Source organism: Pseudomonas sp. MM211, from assembly GCF_020386635.1.
Taxonomy (GTDB): Bacteria; Pseudomonadota; Gammaproteobacteria; order Pseudomonadales; family Pseudomonadaceae; genus Aquipseudomonas.
On the sequence record NZ_CP081942.1, the window covers coordinates 3,459,751 to 3,477,788 of the forward strand.

Sequence of the window (18,038 nt, forward strand, 5' to 3'; positions counted from 1 at the left end):
GAAAACAGGCTGGATTGCCAGCCCCGTTAAAATGCTCATTTACCGCTCGTAAACTGCACTCTCACCTGTTTCCGCGGGGCTGAAAGCGGTATTGCGCTGACTGCCTCGCCTACGCTTTTAGAGGCTTACTACGGACGCTTCACACCGCGAAGCGCTGATCCAGATAGGCTGCAATGGCCTTGGATTCGTACAGCCAGGTGCTCTGGCCATTTTCTTCGATACGTAGGCACGGCACCTTGATCTTGCCGCCCTGGCTCTCCAGCTCGCTGCGCGAGGTGGCGTCGTTCTTGGCGTCGCGCAGGGCGACAGGCACATTGAGGGTATGCAGCTTGCGGCGAATCTTCACGCAGAACGGGCAGGCCTTGAACTGGTAGAGCGCCAGATGGCCCGCGGCCTGGTCGACGGCAGATTGTGCTTCGGGAGCACGCTTCATCTTGGCCGGACGGGTGGCGAGGTCGCCGAGAACGATCAGTTGGCCTAGGCCGAGGCGCAGTGCCTTGATAATCATGGGGAGTACCTGCAAGTGTGAACGGCGCGCAGCTTACCCGAGTTGAGCGGCCGGCCCAACCGCCTGACGGTTGCGGCATAATGACCCGCCTACGCAAACCTGACGGCCGATGTGATGAAACCCGAAGACCTGAAATTGTTGGTGAGCCGAGAAATGCCCTTTGGCAAATACAAAGGCCGGCTGATCGCCGACCTGCCGGGACATTACCTGAACTGGTTCGCCCGTGAAGGCTTCCCGAAGGGCGAGATCGGCCAGTTGCTGGCGCTGATGCAGGAGATTGATCACAACGGCTTGTCGGCGCTGCTCGATCCCTTGCGCAGTAAGCCAAGGCAGCCGTTTCGCGAGTGATCAGCGCTCGCTGAGTTGCTGCTCCAAGTGCTCGATGATGCTGTCTGGCTTGAGCACCAGAATGTCACTTTCCAGCGCGTCGAGAATCACCTCGGCGGTGTTGCCGATCAGCGCACCACTGAACCCTGTGCGCGCAACGGTGCCGATCACCGTGACGGCCGCGCGCAACTGGTGGGCGAAATGCGGGATCAGCACATCGGCCGGGCCTTCGGCGATATGCAGGTGCTGATCGTCGATGTCATAGGTCTGCTGAAACTCCAGGCACTGCTGACGGTAGCTGTCCTCGATGGTTTCGCGCAGCTGGAAGGTCGGATCGGCGGCTGACAGCATCGGCGATGGATGGGCGCTGAGCACGTGCAGTTCGGCTTTTGCCAGGTTGGCGATGTCATAACCGTGATCGACGATGCGGGTATGCAGCGCGCGATGCTCATCGTCGATATTACCCACGTCCACGGCGACCAATACCGTGCCACCGGCCCAGGGCGTCTGCGTTTTCACCAATAGCACCGGGCAGGGGCAGTAGCGCAGCAGCTTCCAGTCATCGGGCGTCAGCAGGGCTTTTTTCAGCGGGTTGTCAGGCATGTGCTGCTTGATCACCAAGCCGCAGCCCTCGGCTTGCTGTACGGTGCTGACCGTTTCATGCAGGTTGCCATGCCACGCCTGCTCGGTGCTGACGCTGTAGCCATCCTGCTGCAGTGCATTACTGAGCAGCCGCAGGTGGCCGCTGTGTTCGCCCGATTCATCGCAAATCAGCAGGTGCAGATGAGACTGCGTCACGCCAGCAATCAGCTTGGCGCGTTTCAGGGCAAGTGCGTCTAGATGATCCGGCTGGATGACAACGAGAATGCTGCGGATGGCTTGCATGGGGTTTCCTCTGCGTGTGGCTTGCCCTATTCACTATAGATGGCGTGTGGCGCGTATGACCGTGGCCCGGTGACGCAAGCCGCAGCGGTAGGCGGCACCTTGACCTTCCCGTCGTGGCAAGGTGTAGGTTCTGACCTCTTATCAATGGTCGAGGATCGTCAATGAAAGCCAAAGCGCTAGGTTTACTGCTGTTTGCCGGGGCGTCCGTGCTGACCGCCGGCATAGCGACCGCCCAGGATGCAGCCAACGGCCATGCAGGCGGGCATGCCGCGCACTCGGCCGAGGGCATGTCGGCGAATGCCAGTGCCTCGACGACCGCCTACCGCGCGATCAACGACAGGATGCACAAGGCGATGGCCGTCACGCTGACCGGCAGTGCCGATGTGGATTTCATGCGCGGCATGATTCCCCATCATCAGGGCGCCATCGAGATGGCCAAGGTCGCGCTGCAGTACGGCAGCGACGCAAGGGTGCGTGCCTTGGCCAGTGAGGTCATTGCCGCGCAGGATCAGGAGATCGGCCTGATGAACGAGTGGTTGGCTACTAACGCCGAGCGATATGAGGCCACTGTCGACGCCGGCAAGAGCGCTGAAGTCAGGGCTGCATTCGAGGTGGTCAACCATCGTATGCACGGTGCCATGGCCGTTGATTTCAGTGGTAACGCCGATCAGGACTTCATGCGCGGGATGATTCCTCATCACCAGGGCGCCATCGAGATGGCCAAGGTCGCATTGGCTTACGGCTCCGACCCAGAAGTGCTGAAGCTTGCCAAGCAGGTCATCGCTGCGCAGGAGCAGGAAATCACCCAGATGAACGCTTGGCTGGAAAACAACTGAGTCGTTCGCCCCGCCCATGCTCTGCGCGGGCCGATAGGCAGGACGCGCCGCTCTGGCGGCCCTATAATGGCCGGCTTATCAAATAGCCAGCCGCCAGAGCCCATACCCGTGTTGTTTCCAGCCACTGCTCCCGATCAGCCATCGCCCAGCCGCCGCAGCGCCACGCCGAACCTGCCGGAAATCCATGAATTTCTCGGTTGCCGCACGCCTCAGGCCTGGGTCGATGCTGCCCTGGCCAATCAGGACATCATGCTGATTGACCATAAAAACTGTGAGTTCAAAGCCGCCAGCACGGCGCTCAGCCTGATCGCCAAGTACAGTTGCCACGCGGATTTGATCACCATGATGTCGCGCCTGGCTCGTGAGGAACTGGTTCACCACGAGCAGGTGCTGCGCATTATGAAACGCCGCAAGATCGGCCTGCGTCCGGTTTCCGCCGCGCGCTACGCCTCGGGCCTGCGCAAGGGCATGCGCAATCACGAACCCTACAAGCTGGTCGACACCCTGGTGGTCGGTGCCTTTATCGAGGCGCGCAGCTGCGAGCGCTTCGAGGCGATCGTGCCGCATCTGGACGAAGAACTGGGCAAGTTCTACTTCGGTCTGCTGAAAAGCGAAGCGCGGCACTTTCAGGGTTACCTGAAACTCGCCTACCAGTATGGCGATACGGCGGATGTCGATCAGGCCATCGAGCGGGTGAGGGCGCTCGAGCAGGAGCTCATCGAGTCGCCGGATACGGAATTTCGCTTCCACAGCGGTGTTCCGCAGGCGTAGACGGGATTCGTCGGAAGATTCCCGGGTATCGCTTCGCTCAACGCCGAGCTACCTGCTGTTTCACTCCAGGGCGAAGGCGCTCTGGTTAAAGCCGTTTTCATCGATCTGCAGCGCCCAACCCTGTTTATCCCAGTCGCCCAGGACGATTCGCCGTGCCGGTTGACCATCGATCAGCACGTCGTGGGTAGCCGGGCGGTGGGTGTGACCGTGGATCAGTGTACGTACGCCATGGGCCGCCATCACGCGCTGTACTTCTTCTGGCGTGACATCGACGATGTCGCTGGCCTTCATTCGGGTCTGCGAGCGGCTTTCTGAGCGCAGCTTGCGCGCCAGCTTGTGGCGGGTGCTCAACGGCAAGTTGCGCAGGATGAACAGGCTGATGGGGTTGCGCAGCAGGCGGCGCATCTTCATGTAGCCGACATCCAGGGTGCACAGGCTGTCGCCGTGCATGAGTAGCACCTTCTCGCCAGCGAAGCGCACTTCGTGAGGATCGCCGAGCAGCGTGCAGCCGGCCTCGCGACAGAACGCCTTGCCAAGCAGGAAGTCACGGTTGCCGTGCATCAGGTAGACGCGCGTACCGCTGTCGCTCAACCGGCGCAGCGCCTGGGCGATACCGCGCTGAAAGGGGGTCATGGCGTCGTCGCCAATCCATACTTCGAAAAAGTCGCCAAGGATATACAGCGCCTCGGCCTGGGGTGCCCGGTGGGCGAGGAAATGCAAGAACGCCCGGCTGATATCCGGGCGCTCCTCTTCAAGATGCAGGTCGGAGATCAGCAGGATCACTCGACGATCTCGGCCTTCTCGATGATCACGTCTTCAGCCGGAACGTCCTGATGGCCGGATTTCATGGTGGTGGCGACGCCCTTGATGGCTTCGACCACTTCCAGGCCTTCGACCACTTCACCGAACACCGCGTAGCCCCAGCCCTGTACGGTCTGTGCGCTGTGGTCGAGGAAGGTGTTGTCACCAACGTTGATGAAGAACTGCGCGGACGCCGAGTGTGGCTCCGAGGTGCGAGCCATGGCCACGGTGCCGATCTTGTTACTCAGACCGTTGTTGGCTTCGTTCTTGATCGTCGCTTTGGTCGGCTTCTGCTTCATGCCCGGTTCGAAACCGCCACCCTGGATCATGAAGTTGCCGATCACGCGGTGGAACACAGTGCCGTCGTAGTGGCCGCTCTTCACGTATTCCTTGAAGTTGGCGACGGTGGCGGGGGCCTTTTCTTCGAACAGCTTCAGGGTGATGACGCCGTGGTTGGTGTGCAGCTTGATCATGTGTTTATCGCTCTGTCGAGAAAATCGCGGGCTGCTCCCGGTTCGGTATGGACATTTATGTCGCCCGGAGGTCAGGAGCAGGCACCAAGGCCTGTCAGGGTATTGACAGCTTGGGCTATGATAAGCGCTTTGTTTTAGTCGGCCTACCCTGTGCCGCAATCCGCACGCGCTAAGGACACCATGAGCAAGCCCACCGTCGAAAAAGCCGCCAACTTCCTGCGTCCCCTCGTTCAGGCTGATCTGGACGCTGGCAAGCACGCCAAGATCATCACCCGTTTCCCGCCGGAGCCCAACGGCTACCTGCATATCGGCCATGCCAAGTCGATCTGCCTGAACTTCGGCCTGGCCCAGGAATTCGGTGGCGAGTGCAACCTGCGTTTCGACGACACCAACCCAGCCAAGGAAGATCAGGAATACATCGACGCCATCAAGGCCGACGTCGAGTGGCTCGGCTTCAAATGGGCCGGCGAGGAGCGTTATGCCTCCAATTACTTCGACCAGTTGCATGACTGGGCCGTCGAGCTGATCAAGGCCGGCAAGGCTTATGTTGACGACCTGTCGCCGGACGAAGCCCGCGAATACCGTGGCACCCTGAATACGCCCGGCAAGGACAGCCCGTACCGCGAGCGCAGTGTCGAGGAGAACCTCGACCTGTTCGCACGCATGAAGGCCGGCGAGTTCCCGGATGGCGCCCGCGCCCTGCGCGCCAAGATCGACATGGCCTCGCGCAACATGAATCTGCGCGACCCGATCCTCTATCGCATCCGCCACGCCCATCACCACCAGACCGGCGACAAGTGGTGCATCTATCCGAGCTACGACTTCACCCACGGTCAGTCGGATGCCATCGAAGGCGTGACCCACTCGATCTGCACCCTGGAGTTCGAGGATCATCGCCCGCTGTACGAATGGTTCCTGGCCAATCTGCCAGTGCCGGCGCAGCCGCGTCAGTACGAATTCGCCCGGCTGAACCTGAACTACACCATCACCAGCAAGCGCAAGCTCAAGCAACTGGTCGACGAGAAACACGTCAACGGCTGGGATGACCCGCGCATGTCGACCCTGTCCGGCTATCGTCGCCGTGGTTACACGCCGGCTTCGATCCGCACCTTCTGCGATATGATCGGCGTCAACCGCGCCGGCGGACTGGTGGACATCGGCATGCTCGAGTTCGCCATCCGCGAAGACCTGGACGCCAACGCGTCGCGCGCCATGTGCGTGCTCAAGCCGCTCAAGGTGGTGATCACCAATTACCCGGAAGGTAAGGTCGAGAACCTGGAGCTGGCGCGCCATCCCAAGCAGGATATCGGTACCCGCGTGCTGCCGTTCTCCCGCGAGATCTACATCGACGCCGGCGACTTCGAAGAAACCCCGCCGGACGGCTTCAAACGCCTGATTCCTGGCGGCGAAGCGCGCCTGCGCGGTAGCTACGTGATTCGCGCCGACGAAGCGATCAAGGATGCTGCCGGCAATATCGTCGAGCTGCGCTGCTCCTACGACGAAAACACCCTGGGCAAGAACCCGGAAGGCCGCAAGGTCAAGGGCGTGATCCACTGGGTTCCGGCAGCCGAGAGCGTCGAGTGCGAAGTACGCCTGTACGACCGCCTGTTCCGTTCCGCCAACCCGGAGAAGGCTGGTGACGATGGCGAGCAGAGCGGCAGCTTCCTCGACAACATCAACCCGGATTCGCTGGTGGTGCTCAAAGGTTGCCGCGCCGAGCCGTCGCTGGCCCAGGCTGCTGCCGAAGATCGCTTCCAGTTCGAGCGCGAAGGCTACTTCTGCCTGGACGCCAGGGATTCCGAGCCGGACGCATTGGTCTTCAATCGTACCGTCACCCTGCGTGACTCCTGGGGTCAGTAATGGCGCTTTCCATCTACAACACCCTTAGCAAGAGCAAGGAAGTCTTCAAGCCCTTGGTCGGTAACCAGGTGCGCATGTACGTGTGCGGGATGACCGTCTACGACTTCTGCCACCTGGGCCACGGTCGCAGCATGGTCGCCTTCGACGTGGTAACACGCTGGCTGCGCCATAGCGGTTACGACCTGACCTATGTGCGCAACATCACCGACATCGACGACAAGATCATCAATCGCGCCAACGAAAACGGCGAGGCCTTTGAGGCGCTCACCGAGCGAATGATCAGTGCGATGCACGAAGACGAAGCGCGGCTGAACATCCTCAAGCCTGATCAGGAGCCGCGCGCCACCGATCATATCGCCGGCATGCACGCGATGATCCTGACCCTGATCGACAAGGGGTACGCCTACGCACCGGGCAACGGCGACGTGTACTACCGTGTCGGCAAGTTCGAAGGTTATGGCAAGCTGTCGCGCCGCCGTGTGGAAGATCTGCGTATTGGTGCGCGCATCGAGCCCGGCGAATCCAAGCAGGATCCGCTTGATTTCGTTCTTTGGAAGGCAGCCAAGCCGGGCGAGCCGAGCTGGTCATCGCCTTGGGGCGACGGTCGTCCGGGCTGGCACATCGAGTGCTCGGTGATGTCCACCTGCTGCCTTGGTGAGTCGTTCGACATTCATGGCGGCGGTAACGACCTCGAGTTTCCGCACCATGAGAACGAGATTGCCCAGAGCGAGGCTGCCACTGGCAAGCCTTACGCCAACTCCTGGCTGCACTGCGGGATGATCACTATCAATGGCGAGAAGATGTCCAAGTCGTTGGGCAACTTCTTCACCATTCGTGAGGTGTTGGAGAAGTATCATCCGGAAGTAGTGCGCTACCTGCTGATCGCCAGTCACTACCGCAGCCCGATCAACTATTCCGAAGACAACCTGCGCGAGTCCAAGGCGGCCCTGGAGCGCTTCTACAATGCGCTTAAAGGGTTGCCAGAGGCCGCCCCGGCTGGTGGCGAAAGCTATGTCGAGCGCTTCAGTGCGGCGATGAACGACGATTTCAATACTGCCGGTGCCTGCTCGGTGATGTTCGAATTGGCGCGTGAGGTCAATCGCCTGCGAGACAGCGACCTGCAAACTTCCGCTGCGCTGGGCGCACGCCTCAAGGAACTGGGAGGCTTGCTCGGTGTGCTACAGCTGGAGCCGGATGCTTTCCTCAAGGCCGGCGCTGAAGGCAAGGTCGATGCCGCTGAAGTGGAAGCGCTGATCGCCGCACGCTTGCAGGCGCGTGCCGATAAAAATTGGGCGGAATCCGACCGCATCCGTGATCAGATCACCGCTCTGGGTGTGGTGCTCGAGGATGGCAAAGGTGGCACCACCTGGCGACTCGCCGAGTAAGCGAGTGTCGCAACGAAAAGGCCGCTGATGCGGCCTTTTCGTTTCCAGAAGCCTGCATCCAATTCGCTATGGGAAAACCATGCTGACGCGTTACAAACTGCTGCTTTCCACTACGCTGGCCCGTTATTTTCCGCGTACTGCCGCTTATCTTGAGGCTGAAAAGCATGCTGCGGCTGAACGGCTGAAGGCTGCACCGAAAGCTAAAAGCAAAGCCACCTCTGCAAAAAAAACTGCAGCTCCAAAACGCGCAGGGAAGGGCGCAAGCTCCGCAACAAAAAAGCCCGTTAGGCGCACGAGCGCCGGTATCTACTCGGCTGCAGCGATGAAAATCAGCTCGGCTCAGGAGCAGGCTATGCGTGACACCGTCGCGCGAGCCGTTGCTGTCGGGGTGGTCGGTGCGCCCTCCGACGAGCAGTGGGCGATGATCCTGGGGCGCGCGCCATTGACGCGCATCTTTGCCGGTGCAGGATCGGGCAAGTCGACGACGCTGGTGCTGCGTGTGGTCTTCATGCTCTGTCACCTGAACATCGAGCCCGAGCGGTTGACGGTGATTTCCTTTACCAATGCATCCTGCGTCGAGCTGCGCGAGCGGCTGCTCAAGGTGCTGGGGTTCTGGTCGTCGCCGGTCGACGAGCGGGCGGTACAGCAGTGCGTGCGTACCTTTCACTCCGCCATGGGCGTGCTGGCCCGTCAGGCATTGGGCAATCCAGGCTGGTTCGAGCAGCTTGGTGATCGACAGGCCTCGTCCAGCGAGCCCGATAATCCGCTGGCCGGCGGGCGTCTGGGGGCTGCGCAGGGGCGCTTGCTGAAAGAGGTGTATCAGGCTTGCTACGTCGATGATCCGGCGTTTCGCTCGCAGGTTCACGCCTTGTTGGGTTCGCCAGTGCCGGATGAGCAGAAGCCCTTGCCCAAAGCGCCAATGCAGCCATTCAGGCTGGCGGGCGAGCTGCATGCTGCACCGTTGTTCGAGGTGTTCTACGGGCAGGCAGGCTTTATCGAAAGCATCGGCATTCGCATCGACCAGCTGGCGGTGGTCGCGGTGCCTTGTTCGGATCAGGAGCGCTTTTTTCTCCTCGCCTTGCAGACTTTCTGGCAGGCACTGCAGCAGCGTCTTGGCGAACAGGGCCTGATGACTTTCAACGGTGCCTTTCAACAACTGACGCAGATGCTCGATGAAGGCGACGGGGGGCTACCCACCGAGTCGCTGGCGAACTTCTCCCATCTGTTGATCGACGAATTTCAGGATGTCTCACCGCAGATCGTACAGTGGCTGCAGGCCGTGCATCGGCGCCTGGTCGGCGCTTCGATGGCGGTGAGCCTGATGGCCATCGGGGATGACTGGCAGTCGATCTATGGTTGGCGCGGCAGTTCGCCGGAGTTGTTCATGACCTTCGACCGGCACTTCCCGAGCAAAGGCAAGGGCAAGAGTGCGGTGCTGATGCTGCAGGCGAATTACCGCTCGATCGAGCCGGTGATCCGCGACGCCGAGTCGATTCTGCGCGAGGTCGCCTTCAAGCAGGATAAGACCACCGAAGCGATCAGGAGCGCGCCGCCCGGCGGGCATGGCGTACAGCTGGTGACGCCATTCGACCTGGCCCGGCAGATGCCCGATCTGTTGAAGGAAATTGCCGCCCAGTGTGAGTACGCTAGCTCCATCGATTCCAAGGAGCGTACTGCGGTGCTGCTGCTGGGGCGGCGTAACGAGACGCTAAAGGATCTGCAGGCCGGGCTCGATCGCAAGCTCCCGGTAAAGGCTTACACCATCCATCGTGCGAAGGGCCTGCAGGCCGAAGTGGCAATCATCATCGACGACTGCCTGCCGCCCACGCCTCATCCGCTGCGCAACGCGCTGTACGCGTACTGCGGTTTCTTCGCCAACAGCTACGATCAGGCAATGGCCGACGAAAGCCTGCGTCTTGGCTACGTGGCGGTGACCCGCGGCGTGAGCCGGGTGCTGTGGTTCGTGCGCAAGCCTCAGGGGGCGACGAGCACACTGAAATAAAAACGGCGCCTCGAAGGCGCCGTTTTCATTACTGCGAACTGCCATCAGGCGTGCAGATGTTCCGCTGCGTGCAGGGTGTTTTCCAGCAGGCAGGCGCGGGTCATCGGGCCTACGCCGCCTGGCACCGGGGTAATCCAGCCGGCGCGGGGCAGGGCGGTTTCGTACACCACGTCGCCAATCAGCTTGCCGTCCGTCTGACGGTTGATGCCCACGTCGATGACGATGGCGCCTTCCTTGATCCATTCACCTTTAACCAAGCCGGGTTTACCGGCCGCCACCACGACGATATCTGCCTGGGCCACATGGCCGGGCAAATCCTTGGTGAAGCGGTGCGTGACAGTCACGGTGCAACCGCCCAGCAGCAGCTCCATGGCCATTGGCCGGCCAACGATATTCGAGGCGCCTACCACCACGGCATGCATGCCATAGAGATCCTGCCCGGTACTCGCCAGCAGGGTCATGATGCCCTTGGGGGTGCAGGGGCGTAGCAGCGGCATGCGCTGAGCCAGGCGACCGATGTTGTAAGGATGGAAGCCGTCCACATCCTTGTCCGGGCGGATGCGCTCGAGCAGCAAGGAGGAGTCGAGGTGTGCCGGCAGCGGCAGCTGAACCAGGATGCCGTCGATGCTGGTGTCTTCATTCAAGGAGTCGATCAGGGCCAGCAGTTCGTCCTGGCTGGTTTCAGCGCTCAGGTCGTAAGCGCGGGAAACGAAGCCGACTTCCTCGCAGTCCTTGCGCTTGTGCGCGACATAAACCTCAGAGGCGGGATCGCTGCCGACCAGAATCACTGCCAGGCCGGGTGCGCGCAGTCCTTGCTGGCGTCTGTCGGCGACGCGCTGGGCGATCTGCTGGCGGATATTGGCGGCAATCGCTTTGCCATCTATCAGTTGTGCGGTCATTGCGCTTGGTTAACCATCGAAAGGGAGAAAAAAGGACGCGCATTCTCGCATGGCATTAAGGAGGGGCAAAGGCGCCAGAGAGTAGATTTGGTGTAACTCCTTTATCTAACTGAATTTTTTAGATTTGGGTGTTGACGACCTAGGGGGCGCTCTATAAGATGCGCACCACTTGGCGAGCACAGCAAGTGACAGGGTAAAGCGGCAAAGGCAGCAACGAAAGTAGTCGCTCTAGTCGAAGCTTGAAGTCTGCTCTGGTGGATGGATAAGTGCCCGTAGCTCAGCTGGATAGAGCATCCGCCTTCTAAGCGGATGGTCGCAGGTTCGAGTCCTGCCGGGTGCGCCACTAGGTGAGTCGGCACAAGTAAGCAGTAAAGCAATATGGTGGGCGTAGCTCAGTTGGTAGAGCACAGGATTGTGGCTCCTGGTGTCGAGGGTTCGATCCCCTTCGTCCACCCCATATTCTGAAAGCGCCAGGCCTTAAAGCCTGGCGTTTTTGTTTGTAGAAAATGTATTACCACGCGGACGTGGTGGAATTGGTAGACACACTGGATTTAGGTTCCAGCGCCGCAAGGTGTGAGAGTTCGAGTCTCTCCGTCCGCACCATCTTTAGCGCCCCTCCCGTTTGCCACCTGCATCTAGGGTGACTTCTGCAACACCTCCCTCTAGAATGCATGCCCTTAAATGGGGTCGGTAAACGGCCGGCATACGTCTGTGCAACGAGGAATATCCATGCAAGTTTCTGTTGAAAGCACTTCCGCTCTCGAGCGCCGCATGAGCATTACTGTGCCGGCCGAGCGTATCGAGACTCAGGTCAACAAGCGTCTGCAGCAGACTGCACAGAAGGCCAAGATCCCTGGTTTCCGTCCTGGCAAAGTGCCAATGAGCGTGATTCGTCAGCGTTTTGAGGCCGATGCACGTCAGGAAGCCGTAGGCGACGTGATTCAGTCCTCCTTCTATGAGGCGATTGCCGAGCAGAAGCTTGCACCTGCCGGTCAGCCTTCGGTCGAGCCGAAAGTGCTGGAGAAAGGTAAGGATCTGGAGTTCATCGCTACCTTCGAAGTGTTCCCGGAAATCACCATCGGTGGTCTTGACGGCATCGCTATCGAGCGTCAGCAGGCCGAAGTGGCCGACACTGATGTCGATAACATGCTGGATATCCTGCGCAAGCAGAACACACGTTTCGAAGCCGTCGAGCGTGCTGCCGAGAAAGACGATCAGCTGAACATCGACTTCGTCGGCAAGATCGACGGTGAAGCCTTCGCTGGCGGTTCCGCTACCGGTACTCAGCTGGTTCTGGGCTCCGGCCGTATGATCCCTGGCTTCGAAGACGCCCTGGTCGGCGCCAAGGCTGGTGAGGAGCGCGTGATCAATCCGACCTTCCCCGAGGACTATCAGAACCTCGACCTGGCCGGCAAGACCGCCGAATTCACCGTCAAGGTGAACAGCGTCTCCGCTCCGCAACTGCCAGAGCTGAACGATGAGTTCTTCACTCTGTTCGGTATCAAGGAAGGCGGTCTGGAAGGCTTCCGCACCGAAGTTCGCAAGAACATGGAGCGTGAGCTGCGCCAAGCCATCAAGTCCAAGATCAAGAACCAGGTAATGGATGGCCTGTTGGCATCGAATCCGGTCGAAGTGCCTAAGGCGCTGATCGCCAGTGAAGTCAACAATCTGCGTGTGCAGGCTGTTCAGCAGTTCGGTGGCAACATCAAGCCTGACCAGCTGCCGGCTGAACTGTTCGAAGAGCAAGCCAAGCGCCGCGTTTCTCTCGGCCTGATCGTTGCCGAAGTGGTCAAGCAGTTCGAACTGAAGCCTGACGATGCTCGCGTCCGTGAATTGATCCAGGAAATGGCTTCGGCCTACCAGGAGCCGGAGCAGGTCGTGGCGTGGTACTACAAGAACGACCAGCAGATGAACGAGGTTCGTTCGGTTGTACTGGAAGAGCAAGTTGTAGATACTGTTTTGCAGAAGGCTAACGTGACTGACAAGTCAGTCTCTTACGAAGAAGCAGTCAAGCCGGTAGAAGCTCCGCAAGCCGCCTGATCGTCTCTGCGCTAAGACGTACACCATAAGCCAGCCTTCGCGCTGGCTTATGCGTATTCAAGACATAACTATTTGGGAGTGACTGCAGAGCATGTTCCGTAATTCGTATATTCAGCAGAACTCTGATATCCAGGCCGCTGGCGGTCTGGTTCCGATGGTTGTCGAGCAGTCAGCTCGTGGCGAGCGCGCCTATGACATCTACTCGCGCCTGCTCAAGGAGCGAGTGATCTTTCTGGTGGGCCCTGTAGAGGACTACATGGCCAACCTGATCTGTGCGCAACTGCTGTTCCTTGAAGCGGAAAACCCGGACAAGGACATCCATCTCTATATCAACTCCCCGGGCGGCTCGGTGACCGCGGGCATGTCGATCTACGACACCATGCAGTTCATCAAGCCTAACGTGTCGACCACCTGTATTGGTCAGGCCTGCAGCATGGGCGCATTCCTGCTGACTGCCGGTGCGCACGGCAAGCGTTTCTGCCTGCCCAACTCGCGTGTGATGATTCACCAGCCACTGGGCGGTTTTCAGGGGCAGGCGTCGGATATCGAAATCCATGCTAAGGAAATCCTCTTCATCCGCGAGCGTTTGAACACGCTGATGGCCAAGCACAGCGGGCACACCCTTGAGGAAATCGAGCGCGACACCAATCGCGATAACTTCATGAGTGCAGAGGCTGCTCTTGCCTACGGGTTGATCGACGAAGTCATCGCCCAGCGTCCTGCTTAAAATAAGCAGCTCTAAATAGGCGTGGTCGGTTGTATCGATCACTTGCGGGCTTGAAAAAGCCCGCAATAGCCTTCATCTTCTGTTGTAAGCCTATCGGATTTGGATCGAACGAATGACTGACACCCGCAACGGCGAGGACAACGGCAAGCTGCTCTATTGCTCCTTCTGCGGCAAAAGCCAGCATGAAGTGCGCAAATTGATTGCCGGGCCCTCGGTCTTTATCTGCGACGAGTGCGTCGACCTGTGCAACGACATCATCCGCGAGGAGGTTCAGGAAGCCCAGGCCGAGAGCAGTGCGCACAAGCTGCCGGCTCCCAAGGAGATCAGCTCGATCCTCGATCAGTACGTGATCGGTCAGGAGCGGGCCAAGAAGATCCTGGCGGTCGCGGTCTACAACCACTACAAGCGCCTCAATCAGCGCGAGAAGAAGGATGACGTTGAGCTTGGTAAGAGCAACATTCTGCTCCTCGGCCCGACAGGCTCTGGTAAGACGCTGCTGGCTGAAACGCTAGCGCGGCTGCTGAACGTTCCATTCACCATCGCCGATGCCACCACCCTGACCGAAGCCGGTTATGTGGGTGAAGACGTCGAGAACATCATTCAGAAGCTGCTGCAGAAGTGCGATTACGATGTCGAGAAGGCCCAGATGGGTATCGTCTACATCGATGAAATCGACAAGATTTCCCGTAAGTCCGACAATCCGTCGATTACCCGTGACGTTTCGGGTGAGGGCGTGCAGCAGGCGCTGCTGAAGCTGATCGAAGGCACTGTCGCCTCGGTTCCGCCTCAGGGTGGCCGCAAGCATCCTCAGCAGGAGTTTTTGCAGGTTGATACGCGCAACATCCTGTTCATCTGCGGTGGTGCTTTCGCCGGTATCGAGAAAGTGATCCAGGGCCGCTCCACCAAGGGCGGAATTGGTTTCGGTGCCGAGGTGCGCACTAAGGATCTCGGCAAGAAGATCGGTGAGTCGTTACGTGACATCGAGCCGGATGATTTGGTCAAATTCGGCCTGATTCCCGAGTTCGTTGGCCGCTTGCCGGTCATTGCAACACTCGAGGAGCTGGACGAGGCTGCGTTGGTGCAGATTCTCACCGAGCCGAAGAATGCGCTGACCAAGCAGTACGGCAAGTTGTTCGAGATGGAAGGTGTGGATCTTGAGTTCCGTCCTGACGCGCTCAAGGCCGTTGCTCTGAAGGCCCTTGAGCGCAAGACTGGTGCACGTGGCCTGCGTTCGATTCTTGAAAGTGTGCTGCTTGACACCATGTATGAGATTCCATCGCAATCGGATGTCAGCAAAGTGGTCATTGATGAAAGTGTCATCAATGGCAGCTCCAAACCATTGCTGATCTATGAGAACAGCGAGCCGACTGCCAAAGCGGCACCTGACGCGTAATGCGTTTGTCACATGTTGAAAGCAAGGGGCCTGCGGGCCCCTTTGTTTTTGCCGACAGCAGTGCTTGTTTTTTCCTGGGGCTACCCCCATCTTAACGTCAAGGGTACTCCCACTGTTTACGGCCGCAAGGCCGCTGTAGAGCCAAAATCATGAAGACAACCATCGAATTGCCTCTCCTGCCTTTGCGCGATGTCGTGGTCTATCCGCACATGGTCATCCCGCTTTTCGTGGGGCGCGAGAAATCCATCGAAGCACTCGAAGCGGCGATGAACGGGGAAAAGCAGATCCTGCTGCTGGCCCAGAAGAATCCCGCTGACGATGAACCGAATGAAGAAGGGCTCTACCGAGTCGGTACTGTTGCGACCGTGCTGCAATTGCTCAAATTGCCCGATGGCACCGTCAAGGTGCTGGTTGAGGGCGAGCAGCGCGGCGAGATCGAACAGTTCATCGAGGCTGACGGGTACAGTCGAGCCGAAGTCCAGTTGCTTGACGAGATCGAAGCGCCAGAGCGTGAGGCGGAGGTATTCACCCGTAGCCTGCTGAGCCAGTTCGAACAATACGTTCAGCTGGGTAAGAAGGTGCCTGCTGAGGTGTTGTCGTCGCTCAATAGCATCGACGAGCCGAGTCGCCTGGTCGATACCATGGCGGCGCATATGGTGCTGAAGATCGATCAGAAGCAGGAAATCCTCGAGATCGTTGATCTGTCTGCACGTGTTGAGCACGTGTTAGCGCTGCTGGATGCCGAAATCGATCTGCTCCAAGTGGAAAAGCGTATTCGCGGCCGCGTAAAGAAACAGATGGAGCGCAGCCAGCGCGAGTACTACCTGAATGAGCAGATGAAGGCCATTCAGAAGGAGCTTGGCGACGGAGAGGAAGGTCACAACGAGCTCGATGAGATTAAGCGCCGTATCGAGAATGCCGGGCTGACCAAGGAAGCCTACGGTAAGGCTCAGGCTGAACTGAATAAACTTAAACAGATGTCGCCGATGTCCGCTGAAGCCACGGTGGTGCGCTCCTACATCGACTGGCTGGTGAATGTGCCGTGGAAGGCGCAAAGCAAGGTACGCCTGGATCTAACTCGTGCCGAAAGCATTCTGGATGCCGATCATTACGGCCTGGAAGAGGTCAAGGAGCGCATTCTCGAGTATCTCGCCGTGCAGAAGCGCGTGAAGAAGCTCAAGGGGCCGGTTCTCTGTCTGGTCGGCCCGCCTGGCGTTGGCAAGACGTCTCTTGCCGAATCCATTGCCAGTGCGACCAACCGCAAGTTTGTGCGCATGGCCTTGGGCGGTGTGCGTGATGAGGCGGAAATTCGCGGCCATCGCCGTACCTATATTGGCTCTATGCCGGGTCGCCTGATTCAGAAGATGACCAAGGTTGGTGTGCGCAATCCGCTGTTCCTGCTCGACGAAATCGACAAGATGGGGCAGGACATGCGTGGTGATCCTGCCTCCGCACTGCTCGAAGTGCTCGATCCGGAGCAAAATCACAACTTCAACGATCATTACCTTGAAGTCGATTACGACCTATCCGACGTGATGTTCCTGTGCACGGCCAACTCCATGAATATTCCGGCTGCCTTGCTGGATCGTATGGAAGTGATTCGCTTGCCGGGTTACACCGAGGATGAAAAGGTCAATATCGCTGTCAAATACCTCGCGCCCAAGCAGATTCAGGCCAATGGCTTGAAAAAAACTGAGTTGGAATTCGAGAATGAGGCGATTCGCGACATTATTCGTTACTACACCAGAGAGGCTGGTGTGCGCAGTCTGGAGCGGCAGATTGCCAAGGTCTGCCGTCGGGTGGTCAAGCAGCACATCAAGGAAAAACGCTTCCATGTGCTAGTAACGGCTGACTCGCTGGAGGAGCTTCTGGGCGTGCGCAAGCACCGTTATGGCCTTGCCGAGCAGCAGGATCAGATCGGTCAGGTAACCGGTTTGGCGTGGACTCAGGTGGGCGGCGAGTTGCTGACAATCGAGGCCGCGGTGGTACCTGGCAAGGGTAATTTGATCAAGACTGGTTCACTGGGCGACGTGATGGTCGAATCGATCACAGCCGCGCAGACAGTGGTGCGCAGCCGTGCAAAAAGCCTTGGCGTGGCTCCAGACTTCTACGAAAAACGTGATATTCACATCCACATGCCAGAAGGTGCTACGCCGAAAGATGGCCCGAGTGCGGGTGTCGGTATGTGCACTGCTTTGGTGTCCGCATTGACGCAGATTCCAGTGCGTGCGGATGTCGCAATGACGGGTGAAATCACCTTGCGAGGTCAGGTGCTGGCGATCGGCGGTTTGAAGGAAAAACTGCTTGCGGCGCATCGTGGTGGAATCAAAACAGTGATCATTCCCCAGGAGAATGTTCGCGATCTCAAGGAAATTCCGGAGAACATCAAACAAGACCTGCAGATTAAACCGGTTAAATGGATTGACGAGGCCCTGCAAATTGCGCTGCAATACGCCCCGGAGCCCTTGCCAGACGCGGCTCCGGAGTTGGTTGCAAAGGATGAAACACGCGAGACTGATTCCAAGGAGCGAATCAGCACGCATTAGCCGGGTGGCTTCCTTGACACAATTTTAGAGCCCTTGCTATAAAGCGGCTTATTCGTGTCGGCAGGCCATCCAGCACCCGATTCGCTTCCATTAAAATCAAGAAACAAACTCAACCGAAATTAAGGGGACTTAGAGTGAACAAGTCGGAACTGATCGATGCCATCGCTGCATCTGCTGATATCCCGAAAGCTGTTGCTGGCCGTGCGCTGGACGCAGTGATTGAATCCGTTACTGGTGCTCTGAAAGCTGGGGACTCCGTTGTACTGGTAGGTTTCGGTACTTTCGCTGTCAAGGATCGCGCTGCTCGCACTGGCCGCAACCCGCAGACTGGCAAGCCGATCAGCATCGCTGCTGCCAAGATCCCAGGTTTCAAAGCTGGTAAAGCGCTGAAAGACGCCGTCAACTAAGCGTCTTCGGGCCTTTGCCCGCCGGGTCGGCTAACCCCGGCTCGGTTGTGGAGCGGCAATAAGACCACCTGGTCTGTCACGCCGGGGATTGTAGATTGATGATCCCGATCCGCTTCGCACGTTACGAGAAGGCGCATCCTAGGATGCGCCTTTCTTCTATCCGGAATTTACCCACGCT

16 protein-coding genes and 3 tRNA genes are annotated in these 18,038 nt (G+C 58.8%); 14 read left to right on the top strand and 5 right to left on the bottom strand.

What is annotated here, in order from left to right:
- Nucleotides 1-139 precede the first annotated feature (139 nt).
- A complete protein-coding gene (locus K5Q02_RS15895; protein ID WP_225832115.1) occupies nucleotides 140-508 on the bottom strand; it encodes a glutathione S-transferase N-terminal domain-containing protein in 369 nt (122 codons plus the stop codon).
- A gap of 114 nt (nucleotides 509-622) precedes the next feature.
- Here K5Q02_RS15895 and K5Q02_RS15900 point away from each other — a divergent pair, with 114 nt between their 5' ends.
- Complete coding sequence (locus K5Q02_RS15900; protein WP_225832117.1) at nucleotides 623-856, top strand: DUF3820 family protein; 234 nt, start codon at nucleotides 623-625, stop codon at nucleotides 854-856.
- Here the strand turns inward: K5Q02_RS15900 and K5Q02_RS15905 are convergent, their stop codons facing one another.
- A complete protein-coding gene (locus tag K5Q02_RS15905) occupies nucleotides 857-1,720 on the bottom strand; it encodes a universal stress protein (RefSeq protein ID WP_225832119.1) in 864 nt (287 codons plus the stop codon). It abuts the gene before it with no gap.
- Nucleotides 1,721-1,881: 161 nt separating this feature from the next.
- Here K5Q02_RS15905 and copM point away from each other — a divergent pair, with 161 nt between their 5' ends.
- Together copM and K5Q02_RS15915 are read left to right on the top strand one after the other, a co-directional pair.
- Nucleotides 1,882-2,556 carry a CopM family metallochaperone gene (gene copM / locus K5Q02_RS15910; protein WP_225832121.1) on the top strand — a complete coding sequence of 225 codons (675 nt, stop codon included), beginning with the start codon at nucleotides 1,882-1,884 and terminating at the stop codon, nucleotides 2,554-2,556.
- Between the two features lie 111 nt (nucleotides 2,557-2,667).
- Nucleotides 2,668-3,327 carry a tRNA-(ms[2]io[6]A)-hydroxylase gene (locus K5Q02_RS15915; RefSeq protein ID WP_225839705.1) on the top strand — a complete coding sequence of 220 codons (660 nt, stop codon included), beginning with the start codon at nucleotides 2,668-2,670 and terminating at the stop codon, nucleotides 3,325-3,327.
- Nucleotides 3,328-3,387: 60 nt separating this feature from the next.
- Here K5Q02_RS15915 and lpxH read toward each other — a convergent pair whose 3' ends face one another.
- Together lpxH and K5Q02_RS15925 are read right to left on the bottom strand one after the other, a co-directional pair.
- Nucleotides 3,388-4,110: a UDP-2,3-diacylglucosamine diphosphatase gene (gene lpxH / locus K5Q02_RS15920; protein WP_225832123.1), complete on the bottom strand. Its 723-nt coding sequence runs from the start codon at nucleotides 4,108-4,110 to the stop codon at nucleotides 3,388-3,390.
- Complete coding sequence (locus K5Q02_RS15925; RefSeq protein ID WP_225832125.1) at nucleotides 4,107-4,601, bottom strand: peptidylprolyl isomerase; 495 nt, start codon at nucleotides 4,599-4,601, stop codon at nucleotides 4,107-4,109. The genes lpxH and K5Q02_RS15925 overlap by 4 nt, the downstream gene beginning before the upstream one ends.
- A gap of 180 nt (nucleotides 4,602-4,781) precedes the next feature.
- Between K5Q02_RS15925 and K5Q02_RS15930 the strand changes: the two genes are divergently transcribed.
- The 3 genes from K5Q02_RS15930 to K5Q02_RS15940 all read left to right on the top strand — a co-directional run bounded on the left by K5Q02_RS15930 (nucleotide 4,782) and on the right by K5Q02_RS15940 (nucleotide 9,848).
- Complete coding sequence (locus K5Q02_RS15930) at nucleotides 4,782-6,461, top strand: glutamine--tRNA ligase/YqeY domain fusion protein (protein WP_225832127.1); 1,680 nt, start codon at nucleotides 4,782-4,784, stop codon at nucleotides 6,459-6,461.
- Nucleotides 6,461-7,846 (top strand): cysteine--tRNA ligase, encoded by a 1,386-nt coding sequence (cysS, locus tag K5Q02_RS15935; RefSeq protein ID WP_225832129.1) that lies wholly within the window; start codon nucleotides 6,461-6,463, stop codon nucleotides 7,844-7,846. The genes K5Q02_RS15930 and cysS overlap by 1 nt, the downstream gene beginning before the upstream one ends.
- 79 nt (nucleotides 7,847-7,925) lie before the next feature.
- The gene (locus K5Q02_RS15940) at nucleotides 7,926-9,848 is read left to right on the top strand and encodes a UvrD-helicase domain-containing protein (RefSeq protein WP_225832131.1); all 1,923 of its coding nucleotides are present in this window, start codon (nucleotides 7,926-7,928) and stop codon (nucleotides 9,846-9,848) included.
- A gap of 44 nt (nucleotides 9,849-9,892) precedes the next feature.
- Here the strand turns inward: K5Q02_RS15940 and folD are convergent, their stop codons facing one another.
- Nucleotides 9,893-10,747 carry a bifunctional methylenetetrahydrofolate dehydrogenase/methenyltetrahydrofolate cyclohydrolase FolD gene (gene folD, locus K5Q02_RS15945; protein ID WP_225832133.1) on the bottom strand — a complete coding sequence of 285 codons (855 nt, stop codon included), beginning with the start codon at nucleotides 10,745-10,747 and terminating at the stop codon, nucleotides 9,893-9,895.
- A 266-nt stretch (nucleotides 10,748-11,013) separates the two neighbouring features.
- Between folD and K5Q02_RS15950 the strand changes: the two genes are divergently transcribed.
- The 8 genes from K5Q02_RS15950 (at nucleotide 11,014) to hupB (ending at nucleotide 17,860) form a co-directional block, all read left to right on the top strand.
- Nucleotides 11,014-11,090: transfer RNA gene (locus K5Q02_RS15950), tRNA-Arg, on the top strand.
- Nucleotides 11,091-11,128: 38 nt separating this feature from the next.
- A tRNA-His gene (locus K5Q02_RS15955) sits at nucleotides 11,129-11,204 on the top strand.
- Nucleotides 11,205-11,265: 61 nt separating this feature from the next.
- A tRNA-Leu gene (locus tag K5Q02_RS15960) sits at nucleotides 11,266-11,350 on the top strand.
- A 126-nt stretch (nucleotides 11,351-11,476) separates the two neighbouring features.
- Nucleotides 11,477-12,787, top strand: a complete 1,311-nt coding sequence (gene tig, locus K5Q02_RS15965; protein WP_225832135.1) for a trigger factor — start codon at nucleotides 11,477-11,479, stop codon at nucleotides 12,785-12,787.
- Between the two features lie 91 nt (nucleotides 12,788-12,878).
- Nucleotides 12,879-13,514, top strand: coding sequence for an ATP-dependent Clp endopeptidase proteolytic subunit ClpP (clpP, locus tag K5Q02_RS15970; protein ID WP_225832137.1), 636 nt, complete (start codon nucleotides 12,879-12,881; stop codon nucleotides 13,512-13,514).
- A 112-nt stretch (nucleotides 13,515-13,626) separates the two neighbouring features.
- Nucleotides 13,627-14,907: an ATP-dependent Clp protease ATP-binding subunit ClpX gene (gene clpX, locus K5Q02_RS15975; protein WP_225832139.1), complete on the top strand. Its 1,281-nt coding sequence runs from the start codon at nucleotides 13,627-13,629 to the stop codon at nucleotides 14,905-14,907.
- Nucleotides 14,908-15,056: 149 nt separating this feature from the next.
- Nucleotides 15,057-17,453 carry an endopeptidase La gene (gene lon / locus K5Q02_RS15980; protein WP_225832141.1) on the top strand — a complete coding sequence of 799 codons (2,397 nt, stop codon included), beginning with the start codon at nucleotides 15,057-15,059 and terminating at the stop codon, nucleotides 17,451-17,453.
- Nucleotides 17,454-17,587: 134 nt separating this feature from the next.
- Nucleotides 17,588-17,860, top strand: a complete 273-nt coding sequence (gene hupB / locus K5Q02_RS15985; protein WP_172152308.1) for a nucleoid-associated protein HU-beta — start codon at nucleotides 17,588-17,590, stop codon at nucleotides 17,858-17,860.
- The last annotated feature ends 178 nt before the right edge of the window (nucleotides 17,861-18,038 follow it).